Raw genomic sequence first — 19,120 nt, 5'->3', positions numbered from 1 at the left:
TTTTATGTCTTTCGGGGCTTTGCCCGCAGCGTCGGATCGGCTGTTGTCGGGTCTTCGGGCCACGGATGTTTGGGGTACTGGGCACGCATGTCTTTGCGTACGTCGGGATAGGAATTCACCCAAAATCCTGGAATATCGGCAGTGACCTGAACCGGTTTTTGCGCGGGTGATAGCAACGTAAATTTAATGGGCGTGTTGCCGATCGTCGGGTGCTGCGTGACGCCAAACATTTCCTGAACGCGGACTGTAATGTGCGGCAAGCCGCCTGTGTAATCAATCGGCAGCTTACGACCCAACGGCGTTTGAAAATGCGACGGCGCTTGTTTGTCCAGCAACTGCGTCTGGTCCCAGTCTAGCATCGCGCGTAATGCATTTATCGGGTCGAATTTTTTCCAATCTTCGGCGGATCGAACGCCGTCCAGATGCGGAAGCAGCCAGTCGTCAATCGTCGCCATCAGGCTGTCATCATCCATCGCAGGTAACCTGTCACCGCCCGCCCGAACCAATTCAACCCGCGCCCGAAGCCGCTCTGCGGCGTCCGTCAATCGGATGCCCAATTCGCGCACGCCGTCCAGCATAGCAACCGCCACATCCTGCGGGTCCGCATCGCCATTGTTGCGGTCATCCAAAACCAAAGCGCCCAGCCGTTCCTGCGTGCGCGTCAGCACGCGGCGATCCCGTTTGGACCATTCGCACACGTCCACCCATTCGATCTGATCGGCGAACAATCCGCGCAATTCGCTGTCGGATAGGGCAATTGCCTGACGGATTTTGGCTTCGCGTGGGTTGCCATCCAGATCGGTGGCGACGATCAATCGTTGACCCGCCAACGCGTCGCCGTCAGGCATAATCGCGCCTTTGCCGCCCGACAGGATGAACCGCGGCGCGTCGCCTTTGCGGCGTAAGCCGATGCGGTCGGGATAGGCCAAAGCGGCCATTTCAGCCCAAGATAGCGCAGGTTTGTCCGCAGCCTCTTTGGCTAATCGTTTCGCTTCGGCTCTGATCCTGTCCAGAGCGCTGCGATTGGCGCGGGGGTCCCCGTTTTGAATGGCCCGCATGCGCAACGTCAGATCGGTCGATACGCCCTTTAACGGATCGCGGTCCGCCAGTAACGCGGCCAAAGGTGCGGCCTGTTTTCCCGCGACCACCATCATATGCGCCAATCGGGGGTGCACGGGCATTTTCGCAATGTCTGACCCGTGCGAGGTAATTTGCCCCGCATAGTCCAATGCGCCCAATTGGGTCAGTAGGGCGCGTGCCTCGGCCAATGTGCCTTCGGGTGGGGGCGTCAAAAACGGCAGATCAGATGATCCCCAAACCGCCAGTTCTAATGCGAGCCCCGCCAGATCGGCGGCTTCGATTTCGGCAGGGGGAAAGGCCGCCATCGAACCCTCTTCGCCTTTGGTCCACATGCGGAAACATGTGCCTTCGGCCACGCGGCCCGCGCGGCCTGTCCGCTGGGTTGCTTCGGCTTTGGTCACGCGTTCGGTGACCAGACGGGACATGCCCGATGATGGATCGTATCGCGATCTGCGCGCGCGTCCGCAATCCACCACCACGCGGATATCTTCGATCGTCAGGGACGTTTCGGCGATGGATGTGGACAGCACGACCTTGCGCCCTGATTTCACTGGGGCAATCGCGGCGCGTTGTTTGTCGAAGGGCATCGCGCCGAACAGAGGGCGGATATCGACATCCCCCGGCAGACGGCCCGTTAACGCGGATTCGACACGTCTGATTTCGCCTTCGCCCGGCAGGAACACCAACACGCCGCCGTTGGTAGATTTGACGGCTTGGGCGATCAGATCAGCCGCCGCCGTTTCAAACCGCATGGATTTATCGACAGGGCGATCAAGGTGTTGGATGTCTACGGGATAGGCGCGGCCCTGTGATGTGATGATTGGCGCGTCATCCAACATCGCCGCAACGGGGGCGGCATCCAATGTTGCGGACATGACGACCAGATGCAGATCATCGCGCAGCGCCTGAATAATTTCCCACGTCAGCGCCAGCCCTAGGTCCGCATTCAGCGACCTTTCGTGGAATTCGTCGAAAATGACCGTGCCAATGCCCGTCAGTTCGGGATCGGATTGCAACATACGGGTCAGGATGCCTTCGGTCACGACTTCGATTTTTGAACCCGATTTGCTGTCGCCGCGCATGCGGTAACCCACGCTTTGCCCCGTTTTTTCGCCCAGTTGTTCGGCCAAACGTTCGGCGGCGGCGCGGGCGGCGATGCGGCGCGGTTCCAGCATGATGATTTTGCCCGCGTTTGTGCCCGACTGCATCAGGGCAAGCGGCACACGCGTTGTTTTACCCGCGCCCGGCGGCGCCTGTAGCACCGCGCGACCGTGGGATTTCAGCGCCGCGATCAGATCGGGCAGGGCAGCATCAATGGGCAAAGTCATGGATGCTGTTTAGGGGGCGCGGCTGGTGCGGCGCAAGGGGCCTTATTTTACGATGTGTTCGTCTTTGACGAACAGGTTCGCCCATGCGCGGTCGATCAGGTCAGGTGTCATCTGATAGGGGATGCCTTCGAAATCGCAGATCGAAATGATCTGATCCAACAAGAACCCCGGCTGATAGTTCGCAAACACATTGTTGATCGTCGGGTATTTGTTTTTCAGCAAATGAACCAACGCAGGTTCGTTTAGCGGCACGCCTTTTTTCTTTGCGATCATGGCAAAGATTTTCAGGAAATCCTGTTTGCTGGGGCCGTCGATTTTGATCTTGTAGAAAATACGGCGCAGTGCCGCTTGGTCAAAGATTTCGTTCGGGTGGAAGTTGGTCGAAAAAATGACCAGCGTATCGAACGGCACTTCGAATTTTTCGCCCGATTGCAAGGCAAGGATATCGCGGTTTTCCTCTAGCGGAACAATCCAGCGGTTGACCAGTTTCTGGGGCGGGTCCTCTTGGCGGCCAAGGTCGTCGACGATGAAAACGCCGCCCGTCGATTTCAGCTGCAAAGGCGCCTGATAGGTCCGTGCCACGGGGTTGTAGACAAGGTTCAGCATGTCCAACGACAGTTCGCCCCCCGTTATCACGGTCGGGCGGTCACAGCGGACGTAACGCGTGTCGAATTTGCCCGACGTGCGGCGCAGGGAATTGGGATCGTCCAGATCCTCTTCGGCGGCGGAATGGACGATGGGGTCGTAGACGGTAATCACCTGACCTGCATATTCGATGGCGCGCGGGATATAGATTTTGTCGCCCAACGCGTCACGGATACCGTTGGAAATCGACGATTTACCGTTGCCCGGGGGGCCATACATCAGGATCGAACGCCCCGCCGAAATCGCGGGCCCCAATTCGCCAATCAACGGAGGCGGCAGGATCAGGTGGCCCATCGCCTCGGTCAGGCGTTGGCGGGTCATTTGCAGGTTTTTGATCGACTGGCGTTTCACCTGTTCGGCGTAAACGGCCATCGGCACAGGCATCGCGCCGTAATATTCGGATTGGGCCAATGCCTCTTGCGCGCGGGCGCGTCCGCTGTCGGTCAGTTGATAGGACATTTCGTTGCTGGAATTGGCGTGCAATGTGCCCAGCGTTTCCATCAGGTTCTGACCGCGTGCGATTTCTACCAATTCCTGCGTCACAGGGATCGGCAGCGCAATCATACGCGAAATATCAGAAACCATCGTTTTGTTCGTGCGGAACATGGTTTTGATCAGGATGTCGCGCATCATAACGATGGGCAGCTGCATCGCATCCAACGAACGCGGCGCGGGCGGAGCCATAACGGAACTGGTTTGCATGTTCATAAACGGTGGCCTGTGTCTAATGCGCCGCGACTATTCAGAGTTTCCAAAGCCGCGACGATGAATCGTTGCCCGACCTGATTGGCGAATTATTGTGGCCAAAAAATGGACAAACCATTGAAAGAGGCAGGCATGAGCAAAGCAAACCGCGGTGCGGTTCTATTGGTGTTGGTGGCGGTGCTGATCGCTATGGGTGGAATTTCCCTGCTAAAGGGCGGTTTTTTCATCGGAAAACACGAAGGTGACACCATTCATCTGGTCGATATCGTCATGCGCATGTCGATGGGCCAGACACCGCACAGCGATTTCATGACGCCGATTGGTTTTCTGGCCTTTGCGCCCATGTCGATGTTCGTCGCATGGGGGAATGGGATCGGTCACGCGATTATTCAAAGCCAGATTTTTGTGGCTATCGCTTTGCTACCTGCGATCTGGTGGGTGTCGGTGTCGCGACTGCCGAAACGTTTGGCCATGGGGTTTGGCGTTGTTGTTTTGGTCATGATCCTTGCGCTGGTCCATGGCGAAGCAAACAGCGCCGTTTCCATTTCTATGCACTACAACCGCTGGGCTTGGTCTTTGGCGTATTTGGCGATCATGGCCGCGATCCTGCCGCCCGTTTATGGGCGGTCGCGTATCGCTGACGGCGCCATCATCGGCGGAGCCATGGCCGCGCTTGTGTTGATCAAAGTCACGTATTTTGCGGCCTTTGCGCTGCCTGTTGTCCTTGCACTGATTGTGACGCGCCAAATCATGACGTTCGTTTATGCCATTCTGGCGGGGTTGGTCGTCGCCGGTGCGGTGACCGCGTTTTACGGCGTTGATTTCTGGTTTGCCTATCTTGCCGATCTACAGGCGGTTGCCTCTTCTGACACGCGTGCGGCACCGGGCCTGCCGTTGGATCAGATCCTGATTGCGCCTGCCTACATGGGCATCACCGCTATGGGCGTCGCGGGGGTCATCCTGCTGCGTCAGGCGGGCGCCATGGCCGGAGGATTGGTCCTGCTGACTTTGTTGCCTGGGTTTGTTTATGTGACCTATCAAAACTATGGCAATGATCCGCAGTGGTTGCTGCTGTTCGCCATACTGGTTCTTGCACTGCGTCCCGAAACCGAACGCCGCGCGCCATCAGGGTTAGAGCTGCGCGGTGCGTTGGGCGTATTGGCGGTTATTGCGCTGACCTTTGGCGCGCCATCGTTCCTGAATATGGCCTATAGCCCGTTCCGCCATAACGCAGTCGATACGACCGATTACATCCCGATGTTCTTTGAAACCGAAGGCGCGTTGTCGGATCTATATGCCTTTGCCCCGCGCATTGTTCAGGTCACTGAAAAACGTGGACTGGACGGGACGGGCGAATATTTTCACGAATGGAATGAATTGGCCGATCGGGGCGAGCCGACCGAATTCATGGGCATGACGTTTGATGATTGCACATTGGACGGCGGCATGGCGGCCTATTCAGAATCCATTGGTGCCGAACTGACGGCCGTGAACGGTCAGCCCGTTTTTGTCGCAGATATCTTTAATGCGCTGTGGCTGTATCAGGATTTCGCACTCGTTGCGGGCGCTGCGCCATGGAACTATGGCGATCTGTCAGGGTTCGAAAACGCCAGCCACCTGTTGGTGCCGACCTGCCCGATGTCCGCGCAGGTCCATGGCGCAATTCTGGATGCGATTACTGATGCGGGCACGTCCCTGACCGAAATCGACCGGACAGAGATGTATATCCTATATGAAATCGGATGATCAGGCGGCGATAAACGGTGCAATCAGATAGGCGATTAGGGCCATTCCCAGTGGAAACCCCATTGGGAACCGTTTGCCCGTTGACCAGCTTTCCCAATTTGGGGCCAGTTTGCGTAGCGACGTGTATTTCGCAACGCGATGTAGGCCCACGCCGATCAGGATCGCAGCAGCAAGGATGTACATCATCATGGGTGCATCCTGTCTGGACACAAACGGCGCGGCGGCCGCGATGAATTTGGCATCACCTGCGCCCATTAATCCCAATGCATTTGCCGCAACGCCCGCGAACAGCAACGCGATCAAATGTACCCAGCGCCACGCCCAGACATCCAACGGCAACGCGATGATGCCAACCACAGCAAACACCGCAATCAGCGCTAAGACCGCTTTGTTCGGGATTTTCATCGAACGCAGGTCGCTGTAGGCCACATAGATACAGATCGGGGCGACGGCGGGCAAAAACCACGCTGCTTGGGTCGTTGTCAGGTCCATCGGATCAATTCGTTACGTTGTTTTCCAAGGCGCGTAGCGAACGCACGGCAGCCTCAAAGTGTTGCGGGTGCGTATCAATTGCCTCTTGCAGCAGACCGCGGGCAATTGTGACGTCGCCTTGTTTTACGGCCGTCAACGCCAGAGTATGCAGCAACTGCGCGCGTTCTGTCTGTGTCATCGGGATAACCGGCAGATCATAATTGCGCTGTGATCCGCGCGCCATCACTAGGTTATTTTTGGCCGTGAACAACGATGAATCGCTGCGCAACGCGTCGCTGAACATCTGTTCCGCACCGCGATAATCGCCGCGTGTCAGTTTGGAAAAACCCCAGTTGTTATAGACTCCAGCAGGGGTCATGGTCAGCCCGACAGCGGTTTCATAGAAACTATCGGCGCGATCCCAATCTTCGTTGCTGTCTGCAACCATCGCTTCTAGGCGGTAGCGCGCAAAGGTTTCATAGGTCGGCGGGATGGTGTCCAAAATGCCTTCGGCTTTGTCCCATTCGCCGGTACGCACCAACGCGTCCGCCAACGCCAAATGGTCGTCGTTTGTCGCCTCGGGGTGATTGGAAACGATGGTCCAGACGCGCACGGCTTCGCTATAGCGGCCCGCGCGGATCAGCGATTTGCCCAAACCCTGCAATAGATCGATGCGGTCAGGTTGGCTGGCGCTGGCGCGTTGGAAATAGGCGACGGCTTCGTTCGGATCGCCGATGGTCAGCATCACGTCGTTTAGATTGGTTTCGTCAATCACATTGACGTCTGCCATGGCGCGCGCAACTTCAGCGTCGCCGTCTTTCATACAGCCTGCAAGCGCAATTGCGCCAGCAAGCGTCACAAATCCAATGTGGCGCATGTGCCTGCGTCCTTTACTGCTCTTCTTTCCTTAGTGGTCTGACAGCAGCAGGTAGTCGCCCGAACCGCGCCGAACCAGATGGAAGATATCGTTCTGATTGGGGTCAGCATAATCGGAATTCGCAAGTTTTGATAGCGCCAAGCGCAAGTTGTCGCGGATTTGATCAGAATTGCCGTTGTCCGTGGCATAAGCGCGACGCAGAACCTGTGCGGCCTCTTCGATTTTGCCGCGTTCGATCAAAACAACGCCCAGATTGTTCCAAGCAGCGGCAAATTCTGGGTCTTCTTCGACGGCGCGGCGCAGCAGTTTTTCCGCCTGATTCAGGCGGCCCAGTTTTAGGTTGGCGGACCCTATCGCAGACAAGGTATCGACATTCAGGCCTTGTTGCGCGGCGGCGCGCATATAGGCCCGCAACGCCAGTTCATGTTCGCCCGCGGCCATCAATCGGTGACCCACGATCAAACCGTCAATGTCCATTTCACCCGCGACGCCGGGGGCATAGACCCCGTCTCCACGGTTTAGGCCGCCCGAGGTGCAGGCGGCCAAAAAAGCAATCGAAATGAAGGTCAGAATGATGCGCATGATGCGCGTCAATTACCATTCATGCTCATGAATGTCATGATGCCATAGACGGATGGGCCAATCAGAATGATCAACAGTGGCGGAACGGTCAGCATCATGGTTGCCAGAGTCATCTTGGTCGGCAGGGTATTTGCCTTTTCTTCGGCGCGCATCACGCGTTTGTCACGCATTTCGGCGGCATAGACCCGCAACGCTTCGGCGATGGATGTACCGAATTGCTGCGATTGGATCAGCACGGTCACGAAGGATTGGATGTCACCCACGCCGCAGCGTTCGGCCATGTCGCGCATGACTTGGGTTTTGTCTTTACCCGCTTTCAATTCGTAGGACACGATTTGGAATTCTTCGGCCAGTTCGGGGAAACCCGATTTCAATTCGGTCGCTACCCGCAAAATGGCCTGATCCAACGATTGGCCGGCCTCGATACAGACCAGCAGCATGTCCAAACTGTCAGGGAACCCGTTTTCGATCGCTTTCTGGCGTTCGCCTTGACGGCGGGTGACCCAGTATTTCGGGCCCATATAACCAGCTGCGCCTGGGATCAGGATCGACAGCATGATGTCCTGCGTCGAAGGTTCACCCGTTTTGGATTTCAAAATAGCAAATGCCACGCCTGCAATCAGCGCGATCAGGCCCAAAGCAAACTGGGCAAAATGATACATCCGAACAGCGTTTTTCGACCGATATCCTGCCTGCATCAGTTTTAGCTGAATGGCGGAATATTCTTCTTCGTCCTGCGGTTCTAGAAAGTTGGAATATTTTTCCAGCTTATCGTGCCCAGAGGACGTGCGCAGGCTGTCTTTCCGGTCGCGCGGATCGCCGCGGCCAGCTGTCCGTTTCAGTTTGTCCAGCGGGTCTTCTTTTTGCTGCATCAGGATAGGGATCAGCAAAAGGATCATCAAAACGACGATCCCCGCGACCAGATACAGTGGGCCGTAGGCACCAAACCGATCCGTCAGAAAATCTAATAGTCCGTTCATTTCTGACCCCCTTAGACTTTGATATTAACCAGCGTGCGCATCACAAAGATGTTCGCAGCCAAGAAACCGCCAACGATCAGACAGCCCGGAATAAACGCAGGGGTATCTTTGACGCCGTCGTAGTAATCTGGTTTCGCAACGTTGATCAGCAGCAGCGCCGCCAGCGGGAAACCGGACAGGAACATGCCGGACCATTTCGCCTCGGCGGTGATCGCTTTGACGCGGCGGAACAATTTGAAACGTGCGCGGATCACTTTGGCCAAACCGTCCAGAATTTCGGCCAGGTTACCACCCGATTGCTGTTGGATCGTCACGGCCACGGCCAAGAAACGCAAATCCTGCATACCGATGCGTTCTGCCATCGCTTTCAGACATTCGCCCATATCGCGGCCATAGGCGGCTTCGTCAGCGATCATGCCCATTTCGGTGCCCAATGGGTCTGCGACCTCTTTGGATACGATCTGGACCGCGCTGGAAAACGGGTGACCGACGCGCAGCGAACGCACCATCAGTTCGACCGCGTCAGGCAGCTGTTCTTCTAGCAGGGAAATACGTTTTTTCGCCTTGCCGTTGATCCAGACGTAAACACCGCCGATACCCATCGCCAATGAAACACCGATACGAATGGGCGTCGATGCGCCCGTGCCGACCGTCAGGCCGATAAACGCCATAGCAGACAGTGCCATCATTAGCATAATCAGCTGTGACGGCGTGAACGCGATGTTCGCCTTTTGCGCCTTGCTGGCCAGCAGCGAATACAGCGGGATCTGCTGGGATTTGATGTGCTGCGTCATTTCTTTGCGCAGCTGTTCCAGCACCTGTTCGCGGTTGCCGCCTTTTTCCAGCAGCTCTAGTCGGCGGTTGACGCGGTTGTTCAGGCTGATCGATTTGCCGAAAACCGTCAGATAGACGCCTTCGACCAAAATCAGAACGGCGACAAAGACCAGACCATAGATGAGCGGTTCAGCAGTTAGGACCATGGCAATTATTCCGCAGCATAAGGTTCAAAAATCGAGGCAGGCAGATCATAGCCCCACAGGCGGAACCGTTCGGCAAAATGCGAACGCACCCCGGTTGCGGTGAAATGACCGATGATTTTGTTGTCGGGTGTCAGGCCTACGCGCTGGTAGCGGAACACCTCTTGCATCGAAATCACGTCACCTTCCATGCCGGTGATTTCGGTGATCGATGTCATGCGGCGCGAACCGTCTTGCAGACGCGACGCCTGAACGATCAGGTTCACAGCCGACGAAATCTGGCTACGCACGGCTTTGATCGGCATTTCGATACCGGCCATCGCGATCATGTTTTCCAGACGCGACACACCATCACGAGCCGAGTTGGCGTGGATCGTCGTCATCGATCCGTCGTGACCTGTGTTCATCGCCTGCAGCATGTCGATAACCTCTTCGCCGCGGGTTTCGCCCACGATGATGCGGTCAGGACGCATACGCAGTGCGTTGCGCAAACAGTCGCGCTGGGTCACGGCGCCTTTGCCTTCGACGTTGGGCGGGCGCGATTCCATGCGGCCCACGTGGGTCTGTTGTAGTTGAAGTTCTGCCGTATCTTCGATCGTCAGGATGCGTTCGCTGTCGTCAATGAACGATGACAATGCGTTCAGAGTGGTCGTTTTACCAGAACCCGTACCGCCCGACACGATGACGTTCAGGCGGGTCGCAACGGCGGCCTGCAAATAGGCGGCCATTTCTTCGGTAAAGGCGCCGAATTTGACCAGATCGTCGACGGCCAGCTTTTCCTTTTTGAACTTACGAATGGATACGAGAGATCCGTCAACGGCCACGGGCGGAACCATGGCGTTGAAACGCGAACCATCTGCCAAACGGGCGTCCACGTAAGGGTTGGATTCATCGACGCGGCGGCCCACAGCGGACACGATTTTATCGATGATACGCAATAGGTGGCGTTCGTCTTTGAACGTGATGTCGGTCAGCTGCAGTTTACCCGCGCGTTCCACGAAAATCTGCTGAGGACCGTTGACCAGAATATCGTTGACGCCGTCGTCTTTCAGCAATGCCTCTAGCGGGCCCAGGCCGGTGACTTCGTCGTACAGGTCCTGCGTCAGCTGACCGCGATCTTCGCGGTTCAGAACGATACCTTTTTCTTCAAGCGTTTCGGTGGTGATCGCATTGATTTCCGAACGCAGATCAGATTCAGACGCTTTTTCCAGCGCGGCAAGGTTCAGGTTGTCCAGCAGGGCGCGGTGCAAATCCAGTTTGATTTCGCCCAGACGTTCCTTGCGTTTCTTTTCGCGGTCATCTGGCGCAACCTGCCCGGCCTTTACCGGCAAAGGGCGGCGCAACGATTTCGGCGCATCCGCCGATGTCGGGGCGGGCGCGGCAGCGGCAGGCTGCTGCATCGCAGCGAGCCGTGCGGCAGGCGACGTTGCTTTGGAGGCGCTGGGTTTTTTATATTTCGAAAACATTTCCGATCCTTACCCTTTTGCTACAGCGTCATCAGAGACATTGATTTCGTGAACCGATTTGGCCAATTTGGCGATTTCTTTGCGCAGTGGGTTTTTGGCCGCCATTTCCGCCAATGGTGCGCCGTGATCGTTGGATTGGGTGATCTGTTTGCCGCCGTCAGGCAGCATAACATCGATCGATATTCCCAAAGATTCTGCCATGCGCTTTACGCGGCTTTTGCCGTTTAGATCGGTGAATTTCGGGCCACGATTTAGAATGAACCGCAGTTTCTGGAATGGTAACTCTTCGCTTTGTAGCGCGCGTTTCAGTCGCAACACGTTCTGTGCACAGCGCATATCCAGTTCGGTCAGTGCGAAATAGACGTGGGCGGCCTCTAGCACGGTTTGGGACCATTCGACGGTCACAACGGGCATATCGACGACAACATAGTCAAAATTTGTGCGCGCCATATCCAACACCCGTTCGATATCTTCGGGTGTGAATAGATCCATCGGGATCAAATCCGGCGGAGAGGTCAGAACGTGCAGTTTGTCATCAAACGACAGCAAAGCTTGCATGAACACGTCGCTGTCCATGGTTTCGGTGTCCGACATCATTTCCAGCACGGCTTCGCGGCGCGGCATGTCCAGATATGTCGAAACGGTGCCGTACTGCATGCCGAAATCGATCAGCACCACGCGCGGCGGGTTCTTTTTATCAACCGATGCCAGTTCCCACGCAAGGTTACAGGCAAAAGTCGTGGCGCCAACGCCGCCCGCCATGCCCTGTACGGGAATGATCACGCCCGAACGGTCGCCCGTTGCCTTTAGTTTGTTGCGCATTTCAGGTTCGACCGGGTCTTCGGTCGGCGTTGCCAATACGCGTTCAATGGCTTGCGCCAATTCACCTTCGGGCAAGGGGTAGGGCACAAATTCATCACCACCTTCGCGCAGCAAAACATGCAGCGACGCGGGGCTCACGTCTTCGGTGATCAGGATGATTTTGATGCCACGACGCTTTGCGGCACTGATGACATTGATAATAGGGGACAGATCGGCTTCGTCTTCGGCATCCATCGCGACGGCGAAAAACTGCAACGTTTCCGAATCCGGCTGTTCCATAAATGCCAAGGCGTCTTCAAAGCCAAGATCGCCCCAGCGTTCGCCCATAGTCGTTTCCATATCTTCGATCAGCAGATCAAAGATTTGCACATCGCGGCTGACAGTGCAGGCGATGATCGGTTGCGGCTCGGGCTGCATAGCTGCGGAATGACCCATGTACCAATTTCCTTCAAACAGTCGTCTGAGGTGGAAACCCACCTGGCCCTAGGAATCACTAAGACCTGTTTCGTTGTTTGAAATTTGGCTGGGAAACGTGACCGAAATGGGGCCGAAAGGCTGCAATTGTGCGGAATTCGGGAACGATCACAAAAAAACGCAGGGATTATTTCGCCCTGCGTTTGTGATTTTTTACTGCTCTGTGGCCACTTCGGACCCCGATATGCCGGTCAATCCGGTGCGTGCTGTGGCGCTTTGGATATATTCGCGGAAGATAATATTGGCATAATCTTTGTTTAGAACCATTGGGTTATCTTCGACGAACCCGGACACTTCGGTCACGGTTCGGCGGTTTGCACGTTCGCGGCCTTCGGACACGATCAGTGGTTGGGTTTCGCCAAATGACACAACAGCCTCTAGGCGGGACCGTTCGATACCCAGCGATTGTAGATACAATACGACTGTTTCCGCGCGGCGCAGGCCCAGCTGTCTGTTGTATCCAGCCCCGCCGACCAGATCGGTGTGACCGTACACTTTGAAACGAACCTCTGGGAACTGGCGGATGAAATGCGCCTGCGCCTGTAGGACAGCGCGTGCCTGATCATCCAGTGCGGTCGAGTTGAACGCAAAGTTGATCGTGGTTGGAACTTCGGCTTCGAAACGGCGGTTCAGGTTGATGGCATAGGACTGTTGGCCCGTCTGGATTAACGTGTTGTTCATCGTGGCAGAGCCAAAGGCCCCATCATCCAGACCCGATCCGACCTCTCGGTAGAACGATGCCATGCTGACGTCTGCATTGCCGCAAGCGGTCAATAATGTGGCCGCAGCTGCGGTGATGAAGATGGTGCGTTTCATACCTGTCCCCTGCATTGCCCCATTAATCCAATACGTAACCATAAGACCCCGAGAAGTCCTGGCGTGCAACTTCGCCTGCGGCGCCCGATGTCGGTGTACGGCCTGTCACGCGGCCCTGAAGGAACAATTCACGTTCTGTAGGCAGTGCCACGCGGTCGGTCGGCAGCGACAAAGCTTCGCCGCGGGTTGGCGATACCAGATGCGGGGTGACGATGATGACCAGTTCGGTTTGCTGGCGTTCATATTCCGCGCTGCGGAACAATGCGCCCAGCACTGGAATATCACCCAACCACGGCACCTGACCGTTCAGGTCGCGGAAATCGTCAGACAGTAGGCCCGCAATGGCAAAGCTTTCGCCGTCGCGCATCATCACAGTTGTCGATGTTTCGCGTTTGCGGAACGCATCAATTTCATAACCGCCCAGAACCACGGTGTTGGTGGTGTCGATCGACGATACGGCGGCCTCTAGCTCTAGGTTGATGACGTCACCATCCACAACCCGAGGGATAAAGTTCAATTCAACACCGAATGGTTTGAACTGAACCGCGATCTGCGATCCGTCGTAGACGGGAACAGGATATTCACCACCTGCTAGGAATTTCGCCTCTTGGCCGGATAGGGCCGTCAGGTTTGGTTCTGCTAGGGTGCGCACAACGCCGCGTTCTTCCAATGCTTCTAGCAGCAGGCCGATTTCCAATCCGCCAGCGTTAAAGCCGAACATAACGGCGCCGTTTGCGTCGCCGCCGCCGATGTTGGAACCGCTTAGCGCGCTGCTTAATGCGTCGGATGTGTTCAGTGCGTTGCCGCCGCCCAGAATGCCCAGATTGTCACCCAAGGTCGAACCCGAGATGCCCAGCGAAGACGACAGGGATTTGGAAACAGACCGCTGCATTTCTGCGAAACGGACGCGCAGCATGACCTGTTGCGATCCGCCGACGCTTAGCAAATTGGAAACGCGGTCGGGTGCATAACGCTGGGCCAGATCTACAGCGCGGTCCATCGCGGCAACCGATGTGACGGTGCCCGACAGAACGATACCGTCGTTTGCGGTACGCACTTCGATGTTTTCGCCCGGCAAGATTTGCTGAACGCGTTCTTTGAATTCTGTGATGTCAGGGGTTACCTGAACTTCGACGTTGGTAATGAGCCGTCCGTCCGCGCCCAATAGCGTCAGCGTGGTGCGGCCTGGCTCTTTGCCCAAAACGTAAACTGTCCGGTCAGACAGCGACGAAATGTCGGCGATGCCTGGGTTTGCGATGGAAAGTTCCGTGAATGGTGTGTCGCTTTCGACAACAACCGCACGGTTCATAGGAACCATCAAAGCCGAGGAAGTGGACCCCGACATTACGCGCAGCGTTTCAGCCACAGCAAAGCCCGGCATTGTGGTAAATGCCAAGGATAGGCTGGTCAAAACAGCCGCAAATATTCTTTTACATGTCATTGTGACCTGCCTCTTGGATCACTGCCGGTTGCGGATGTTTTTACCCGTCTTTTGTGCAACCCTGCGCCGAAAAAGCATTTTTTGCAAGAATCAATGCACAATGAACGGCTGATTTTGTGGAAAAGTCGCAACACAAACGCGCCAGAGGCCGGCGCGTTCGCGGTTTTGCACGTCAATTTGTGCAGGGAATTTCCATTTCGATCACGTCGGCGCCGCGGCGCACGCGGGTGGTGCAGACCTTTTCTTCTTCGACGACGGGTGCGACTTCTTCGACGACTGGGGCGACTTCTTCGATGCCCAGTAGCGCGTTTTGGTCGATGACGATCGGCCCTTCGCTGTCATCCATCGCGATTGCATCGGCAGATGTTCCCACAAGCGCCAAGAACAAATTGCCGGTCGTCTGCGCCAGCGTCAAAGCGGCAACCTGATTGCGGGTGCCTTCGACTGTGACGGTACGGGCGATGGTGCCTGTGTCGAAGCTGGTGTCGGTGTTCTGGTCGATGGCGATAATGCGCATGTTCGGCTGGATCAGCTGCGTCACCTCTTTGGTCGATCCGAAACCGGTTTGGTCGTCCATCCGGCCGCTCCAGTATACGTCTACGATATTTCCGGGACGCAGCAGGCCCGAAACGCCGGATGCGACGTCCACACGAATGGCATAGGCGCTCATGTTCGGGGACAAAAGCGATAGGATACCGGCATTTTCACCAGGCGCAGTCACTTTGGCGGCCAAGATCGGTTCCAGATTTTCCATGGCCCGCGTCAAAACACGAGGCGCTTCGGCGCCGCGAGGGAAAACCTCTTCGATCGTGCGAAAGACGCCTTCGGGCAGATAGGGTTCTGCGTATTGGATCAATTGCACGTCTTCGGGTGTCAGGGTGGACCCATAGGGCAGGGGTTTGTTGATCGCGACGATTTCCACCGTAGGGATCTGTTCCGCGACCTGAGCACGTTCCATCGCGCGCAGCATTTCTTGTTCGTCGATATAGCCTTTGACCATGTAGACGGCGAAACCTGCCAACCCAAGACCAAGAACCAGTACCAGTCCAAATGCGGAGCGCATGGTGAATTCCTTTCATGTCCGTCGAAACGGATCGCCTGTTTTATTGTTTCCTATTTGCAGGTCAATTGCGGCGATTTAGCGGCATTGTGCCGTCATTGGTGGGGAATTTTGTCCTGAATGGCAACAATCCAAAACGTAAAAATGGCCGCCCCGATATCAGGACGGCCATTTTTTATCTTTTCCAATCAGTAGTACTTGTCCGCAATCGACGACATGCCAGAGGTAACGTTGTCACCTAATGCTGTCTGTTGTTTGCCGACCGACGACACAATCGCAATGCCCAAGCCTACGAGGAACGCGACCAGTACCACCCAGTCAACAGTCACGGCACCGTCTTCGTCTTGGAACAGTGAGCAGAGCCATTTGTTCATAGCTTGGCTACGTGTGTCGGACTACGATTAGTAAGTAGCGGTTTTCTGTGCTTCCAGCATGGTCGACATTTTGTCGCCCATTGCGGTGGTGCCGCCGGAAACGGTCGAGATAACTGCGATGCCGATGCCAACCAGAGCTGCGGTCAGAACAACCCAGTCTACAGTTACAGCGCCGTCTTCGTCGTTGCGGAAGTTTTTGATGAAGTTAAGCATGTTTTTAATCCTTAGATCAGGTGTTCAGATTAGTAAGTAGCGGTTTTTTGTGCTTCCAGCATGGTCGACATTTTATCGCCCATTGCGGTGGTGCCGCCGGAAACAGTCGAGATAACAGCGATGCCGATACCTACCAGAGCTGCGGTCAGAACAACCCAGTCTACAGTTACTGCGCCGTCTTCGTCGTTGCGGAAGTTTTTGATGAAGTTAAGCATAATCTTGTCCAGTCTATTCAGCTGTAATTATTGATTGAATTAGTAAGTCGCGGTTTTCTGTGCTTCCAGCATGGTCGACATTTTGTCGCCCATTGCGGTGGTGCCGCCGGATACGGTCGAAATAACTGCGATACCGATGCCAACCAGAGCTGCGGTCAGAACAACCCAGTCTACAGTTACAGCGCCGTCTTCGTCGTTACGGAAGTTTTTGATGTAGTTCAGCATGTCAGTCCCTCCTCAGGGGGTTAAATCGCTCAGTTTGGTACCTATCGGATCATCCCGCACCGGCCTCTTATTGGTGCAGTTCCCGTTTCGGATGAGGAGATATAGCCAGTGGAATGGGGCGGGATTTGGGCAGGTTTCGTGCATTTTTGCATCATCGCCCTTTTTAGGGGAAATTTCGTATAAATGACTGATCTAAAAGGGTAAAATAATGATAATAATTATACGTACGTATATAATTGGGTTCGGAAAAGTGACCAATTTGCCCGCTGCGGGGCTATTGTTTTCACATTGAGTAGAAATTGGCCGCTTTTTTCGCTAAGCATTTTGAAAAAAGAATAGGCAGGGCAGCCCCGCATGAAGCGGCGTTTATTAGGAATCACGTTTTTTGCGGTCGTCACCGCTGCTTCGGCCATGGCCGAAAGCCATCGTTTGCAGCCTGATTTTACGTTTAAACGAATCTCGGTGCCTCAGGCGGGCGCAACAACGGGTCGCATAAATGTGCAGATCCAACCGTCTGCCCCGTCAGGTCCGTCCGTCCCCGCCGCGCCTCTGGCAGCAGGAACCCAGACCGGCAGTGTGTCTGGTGCTGTGCCGCGTGTGTCCGAACTATCGTGGTTCTGGGATGCGATCCCCCCTGACCTAAGCGCGACCGCGCCAGGACGGTTAATTTCGGCGATGGATACGATCCAATCCGCGCCAGACGGCGCCATGACACCGCCGCGGTTGGCCGCGTTGCACCAAATCGCCTCGGCTCATGGCACAGATATTATGGTGTCAACAATTGGCACCCGCGTGTCGCCGGCATTGGTTCTGGCTGTCATCGCCGTCGAAAGCGCAGGCGACAGCCGCGCCGTTAGTCGCGCAGGCGCCCAAGGTTTGATGCAATTGATGCCTAATACGGCCGCACGGTTTGATGTCGCTGATCCATTGAACTCTGCCGACAATATAAAAGGCGGCGTTGCCTATCTGGATTGGCTGATCGACACATTCGAAGACGACCCGATTTTATTCATTGCAGCCTATAACGCTGGCGAAGGTTCCATTTGGGATCATTCGGGCGTGCCCAATTTCCCCGAAACACGCGCCTATGTACCCAAAGTACTGGCCGCGTGGTTTGTTGCGCGGGCGTTATGCAAAACGCCGCCTGAACTAATGACAGACGGCTGCGTATTTAATTTGAACGGAGACTGACCCGTGACCGAACAAAAGCCTTTGGTGCTGGATATTGATGGCACTTTTCTGCGTACAGATATGTTGTACGAAAATTTCTGGGCTGGTCTGGGTACGGACGCACCGCAAACGATCAAAGCAGCGGTTCGCCTGTTTCGCGACCCTGCCGCGTTAAAATCGGTCGTCTATGAAATTGCGCCCATCCGTGTGGACCTGCTGCCGGTGAACGCAGATGTTTTGTCCATGGCGAAAGACGCGCAGTCGCAGGGGCGCCCTGTGATCCTCGCCAGCGCGTCTGATCAACGTTTGGTTCAAGCCGTCGCCGATCACTATGGTTTCGATGGTGCGATCGGATCCAAGGATGGTCATAATCTAAAAGGTTCGAACAAAGCCGCGGCACTGGTCGAACGGTTTGGCGAAGGCGGCTTTGATTATGCAGGCGATCATCCTGTTGATGTCGCGATATGGGACAAATCGGATCGCGCAATTGTTGTTGGGGGTGCCAAAGGCGCAGCCGATCATTACGCAGCCGACCGTGTCACGCATATTCCGGCCGAACAGAAAACGTCAGAGATCATCCGCGCAATGCGTCCCCATCAGTGGGTGAAAAACGTCTTGTTGTTCTTGCCGATGATCGCGGCGCACCAATTCGATCTGAAAACCATTGGCCTGATCCTTTTGGGGATGATGTCATTTTCGTTCGCCGCATCCTGCATTTACATTGTGAATGACCTGCTGGACCTAGAGGCAGATCGTCTACACACCAAAAAATGTAAACGTCCCTTTGCGGCGGGCACCGTGCCGATCAAAACGGGCATGATCGTATGTGCCGCGTTGGGCCTGTCATCCATGTTGATCGGCGCGTTTTTGGGCTGGGCATTCTTTGGCGTGGTCGTTTTGTATATGATCCTGTCGCTTGCCTATTCGCTGAAACTAAAACGCCTGCGTTGGATCGATATTTTCACGCTTGCGTCGCTATATACCATTCGCGTGGTTGCGGGCGCGGCGGCATCGCAGGTTGATGCATCGGTCTTTATGCTGATCTTTATTTTCCCGATCTTCGTCACGTTGGGCTGTGTGAAACGCCTGACCGAATTGACGCTGGCTGTTGATGATAACCGTCTGCCGGGGCGCGGGTACGGACGCCCCGACCGGCCTGATTTGCTAAACGTCGCAGTGTTGGGCATGGTCGGCGCGCTGGTTATCTTTTTCCTGTATTCGTTTAGCGATCAGGCGCAATCGCTGTATCCGTCGCGATGGCTGCTGTGGGTGGCGCTGATCCCGATTTTTGCATGGCTTAACCGGATGGTGCGATTGGGCTGGTATGGCAAACAGGACTATGACCCGATCGTTTTCGCGCTAAAGGATAAACGGGGTATCGGCCTACTGCTGATCACTGTTTCGCTGATGTTCTATTCAGCAGGGCTGTGGCAGCAGTGGTTTGGGTTCTAGG

General features: G+C 55.6%; 19 protein-coding genes. 3 read left to right on the top strand and 16 right to left on the bottom strand.

Annotated features, from left to right (window positions below; genetic code table 11):
* Positions 1–2: 2 nt before the first annotated feature.
* Positions 3–2,408, bottom strand: a complete 2,406-nt coding sequence (hrpB, locus tag ACXAGA_RS03560) for an ATP-dependent helicase HrpB (protein WP_475116121.1) — start codon at positions 2,406–2,408, stop codon at positions 3–5.
* A 42-nt stretch (positions 2,409–2,450) separates the two neighbouring features.
* On the bottom strand, positions 2,451–3,761 hold the full coding sequence (locus tag ACXAGA_RS03555) for an ATPase (RefSeq protein WP_475116120.1): 1,311 nt from the start codon (positions 3,759–3,761) through the stop codon (positions 2,451–2,453).
* 129 nt (positions 3,762–3,890) lie between these two features.
* On the opposite strand from ACXAGA_RS03555, the gene ACXAGA_RS03550 reads away from it, so the two are divergent.
* Complete coding sequence (locus ACXAGA_RS03550) at positions 3,891–5,504, top strand: hypothetical protein (protein WP_475116119.1); 1,614 nt, start codon at positions 3,891–3,893, stop codon at positions 5,502–5,504.
* Here the strand turns inward: ACXAGA_RS03550 and ACXAGA_RS03545 are convergent, their stop codons facing one another.
* The 14 genes from ACXAGA_RS03545 to ACXAGA_RS03480 all read right to left on the bottom strand — a co-directional run bounded on the left by ACXAGA_RS03545 (position 5,505) and on the right by ACXAGA_RS03480 (position 16,497).
* Positions 5,505–5,996: an A24 family peptidase gene (locus tag ACXAGA_RS03545; RefSeq protein ID WP_475116118.1), complete on the bottom strand. Its 492-nt coding sequence runs from the start codon at positions 5,994–5,996 to the stop codon at positions 5,505–5,507. It lies immediately after the preceding gene.
* A gap of 4 nt (positions 5,997–6,000) precedes the next feature.
* Positions 6,001–6,852, bottom strand: coding sequence for a tetratricopeptide repeat protein (locus tag ACXAGA_RS03540; protein WP_475116117.1), 852 nt, complete (start codon positions 6,850–6,852; stop codon positions 6,001–6,003).
* Positions 6,853–6,882: 30 nt separating this feature from the next.
* Positions 6,883–7,434, bottom strand: coding sequence for a tetratricopeptide repeat protein (locus ACXAGA_RS03535; RefSeq protein WP_475116226.1), 552 nt, complete (start codon positions 7,432–7,434; stop codon positions 6,883–6,885).
* Positions 7,435–7,442: 8 nt separating this feature from the next.
* Complete coding sequence (locus ACXAGA_RS03530) at positions 7,443–8,414, bottom strand: type II secretion system F family protein (RefSeq protein WP_475116116.1); 972 nt, start codon at positions 8,412–8,414, stop codon at positions 7,443–7,445.
* A gap of 11 nt (positions 8,415–8,425) precedes the next feature.
* Entirely contained in the window at positions 8,426–9,394 is a 969-nt protein-coding gene (locus tag ACXAGA_RS03525) for a type II secretion system F family protein (RefSeq protein WP_475116115.1), read from the bottom strand.
* Positions 9,395–9,399: 5 nt separating this feature from the next.
* Positions 9,400–10,857, bottom strand: a complete 1,458-nt coding sequence (locus tag ACXAGA_RS03520; protein WP_475116114.1) for a CpaF family protein — start codon at positions 10,855–10,857, stop codon at positions 9,400–9,402.
* Positions 10,858–10,866: 9 nt separating this feature from the next.
* Positions 10,867–12,114 (bottom strand): CpaE/TadZ family protein, encoded by a 1,248-nt coding sequence (locus ACXAGA_RS03515; RefSeq protein WP_475116113.1) that lies wholly within the window; start codon positions 12,112–12,114, stop codon positions 10,867–10,869.
* A gap of 192 nt (positions 12,115–12,306) precedes the next feature.
* The gene (locus ACXAGA_RS03510) at positions 12,307–12,969 is read right to left on the bottom strand and encodes an OmpA family protein (RefSeq protein ID WP_475116112.1); all 663 of its coding nucleotides are present in this window, start codon (positions 12,967–12,969) and stop codon (positions 12,307–12,309) included.
* Positions 12,970–12,991: 22 nt separating this feature from the next.
* Positions 12,992–14,410, bottom strand: a complete 1,419-nt coding sequence (locus ACXAGA_RS03505; protein ID WP_475116111.1) for a type II and III secretion system protein family protein — start codon at positions 14,408–14,410, stop codon at positions 12,992–12,994.
* Between the two features lie 172 nt (positions 14,411–14,582).
* Positions 14,583–15,473, bottom strand: coding sequence for a Flp pilus assembly protein CpaB (gene cpaB, locus ACXAGA_RS03500; protein WP_475116110.1), 891 nt, complete (start codon positions 15,471–15,473; stop codon positions 14,583–14,585).
* Positions 15,474–15,658: 185 nt separating this feature from the next.
* Entirely contained in the window at positions 15,659–15,844 is a 186-nt protein-coding gene (locus tag ACXAGA_RS03495) for a hypothetical protein (RefSeq protein ID WP_086451370.1), read from the bottom strand.
* Between the two features lie 27 nt (positions 15,845–15,871).
* A complete protein-coding gene (locus ACXAGA_RS03490) occupies positions 15,872–16,057 on the bottom strand; it encodes a Flp family type IVb pilin (protein WP_086451371.1) in 186 nt (61 codons plus the stop codon).
* A 29-nt stretch (positions 16,058–16,086) separates the two neighbouring features.
* Positions 16,087–16,272 carry a Flp family type IVb pilin gene (locus ACXAGA_RS03485; RefSeq protein WP_086451371.1) on the bottom strand — a complete coding sequence of 62 codons (186 nt, stop codon included), beginning with the start codon at positions 16,270–16,272 and terminating at the stop codon, positions 16,087–16,089.
* Between the two features lie 39 nt (positions 16,273–16,311).
* Positions 16,312–16,497 carry a Flp family type IVb pilin gene (locus tag ACXAGA_RS03480; RefSeq protein ID WP_086451372.1) on the bottom strand — a complete coding sequence of 62 codons (186 nt, stop codon included), beginning with the start codon at positions 16,495–16,497 and terminating at the stop codon, positions 16,312–16,314.
* A 354-nt stretch (positions 16,498–16,851) separates the two neighbouring features.
* On the opposite strand from ACXAGA_RS03480, the gene ACXAGA_RS03475 reads away from it, so the two are divergent.
* Both ACXAGA_RS03475 and ACXAGA_RS03470 read left to right on the top strand, forming a co-directional pair.
* The gene (locus ACXAGA_RS03475; protein WP_475116109.1) at positions 16,852–17,688 is read left to right on the top strand and encodes a lytic transglycosylase domain-containing protein; all 837 of its coding nucleotides are present in this window, start codon (positions 16,852–16,854) and stop codon (positions 17,686–17,688) included.
* 3 nt (positions 17,689–17,691) lie between these two features.
* Positions 17,692–19,119, top strand: coding sequence for a UbiA family prenyltransferase (locus ACXAGA_RS03470; RefSeq protein ID WP_475116108.1), 1,428 nt, complete (start codon positions 17,692–17,694; stop codon positions 19,117–19,119).
* Position 19,120 lies beyond the last annotated feature (1 nt).

This window comes from Marivivens sp. ABH4_498, from assembly GCF_056160585.1.
The sequence above is the reverse complement of the archived record's forward strand: the minus strand, read 5'-3'. Positions and strand labels throughout refer to the sequence as shown.

Excerpts from the sequence above, each read along its gene's own strand:
- hrpB (WP_475116121.1), bottom strand. The coding sequence starts at position 2,408 with ATGACTTTGCCCATTGATGCTGCCCTGCCCGATCTGATCGCGGCGCTG.
- ACXAGA_RS03555 (WP_475116120.1), bottom strand. The coding sequence starts at position 3,761 with ATGAACATGCAAACCAGTTCCGTTATGGCTCCGCCCGCGCCGCGTTCG.
- ACXAGA_RS03550 (WP_475116119.1), top strand. The coding sequence starts at position 3,891 with ATGAGCAAAGCAAACCGCGGTGCGGTTCTATTGGTGTTGGTGGCGGTG.
- ACXAGA_RS03545 (WP_475116118.1), bottom strand. The coding sequence starts at position 5,996 with ATGGACCTGACAACGACCCAAGCAGCGTGGTTTTTGCCCGCCGTCGCC.
- ACXAGA_RS03540 (WP_475116117.1), bottom strand. The coding sequence starts at position 6,852 with ATGCGCCACATTGGATTTGTGACGCTTGCTGGCGCAATTGCGCTTGCA.
- ACXAGA_RS03535 (WP_475116226.1), bottom strand. The coding sequence starts at position 7,434 with ATGCGCATCATTCTGACCTTCATTTCGATTGCTTTTTTGGCCGCCTGC.
- ACXAGA_RS03530 (WP_475116116.1), bottom strand. The coding sequence starts at position 8,414 with ATGAACGGACTATTAGATTTTCTGACGGATCGGTTTGGTGCCTACGGC.
- ACXAGA_RS03525 (WP_475116115.1), bottom strand. The coding sequence starts at position 9,394 with ATGGTCCTAACTGCTGAACCGCTCATCTATGGTCTGGTCTTTGTCGCC.
- ACXAGA_RS03520 (WP_475116114.1), bottom strand. The coding sequence starts at position 10,857 with ATGTTTTCGAAATATAAAAAACCCAGCGCCTCCAAAGCAACGTCGCCT.
- ACXAGA_RS03515 (WP_475116113.1), bottom strand. The coding sequence starts at position 12,114 with ATGGGTCATTCCGCAGCTATGCAGCCCGAGCCGCAACCGATCATCGCC.
- ACXAGA_RS03510 (WP_475116112.1), bottom strand. The coding sequence starts at position 12,969 with ATGAAACGCACCATCTTCATCACCGCAGCTGCGGCCACATTATTGACC.
- ACXAGA_RS03505 (WP_475116111.1), bottom strand. The coding sequence starts at position 14,410 with ATGACATGTAAAAGAATATTTGCGGCTGTTTTGACCAGCCTATCCTTG.
- cpaB (WP_475116110.1), bottom strand. The coding sequence starts at position 15,473 with ATGCGCTCCGCATTTGGACTGGTACTGGTTCTTGGTCTTGGGTTGGCA.
- ACXAGA_RS03495 (WP_086451370.1), bottom strand. The coding sequence starts at position 15,844 with ATGAACAAATGGCTCTGCTCACTGTTCCAAGACGAAGACGGTGCCGTG.
- ACXAGA_RS03490 (WP_086451371.1), bottom strand. The coding sequence starts at position 16,057 with ATGCTTAACTTCATCAAAAACTTCCGCAACGACGAAGACGGCGCTGTA.
- ACXAGA_RS03485 (WP_086451371.1), bottom strand. The coding sequence starts at position 16,272 with ATGCTTAACTTCATCAAAAACTTCCGCAACGACGAAGACGGCGCAGTA.
- ACXAGA_RS03480 (WP_086451372.1), bottom strand. The coding sequence starts at position 16,497 with ATGCTGAACTACATCAAAAACTTCCGTAACGACGAAGACGGCGCTGTA.
- ACXAGA_RS03475 (WP_475116109.1), top strand. The coding sequence starts at position 16,852 with ATGAAGCGGCGTTTATTAGGAATCACGTTTTTTGCGGTCGTCACCGCT.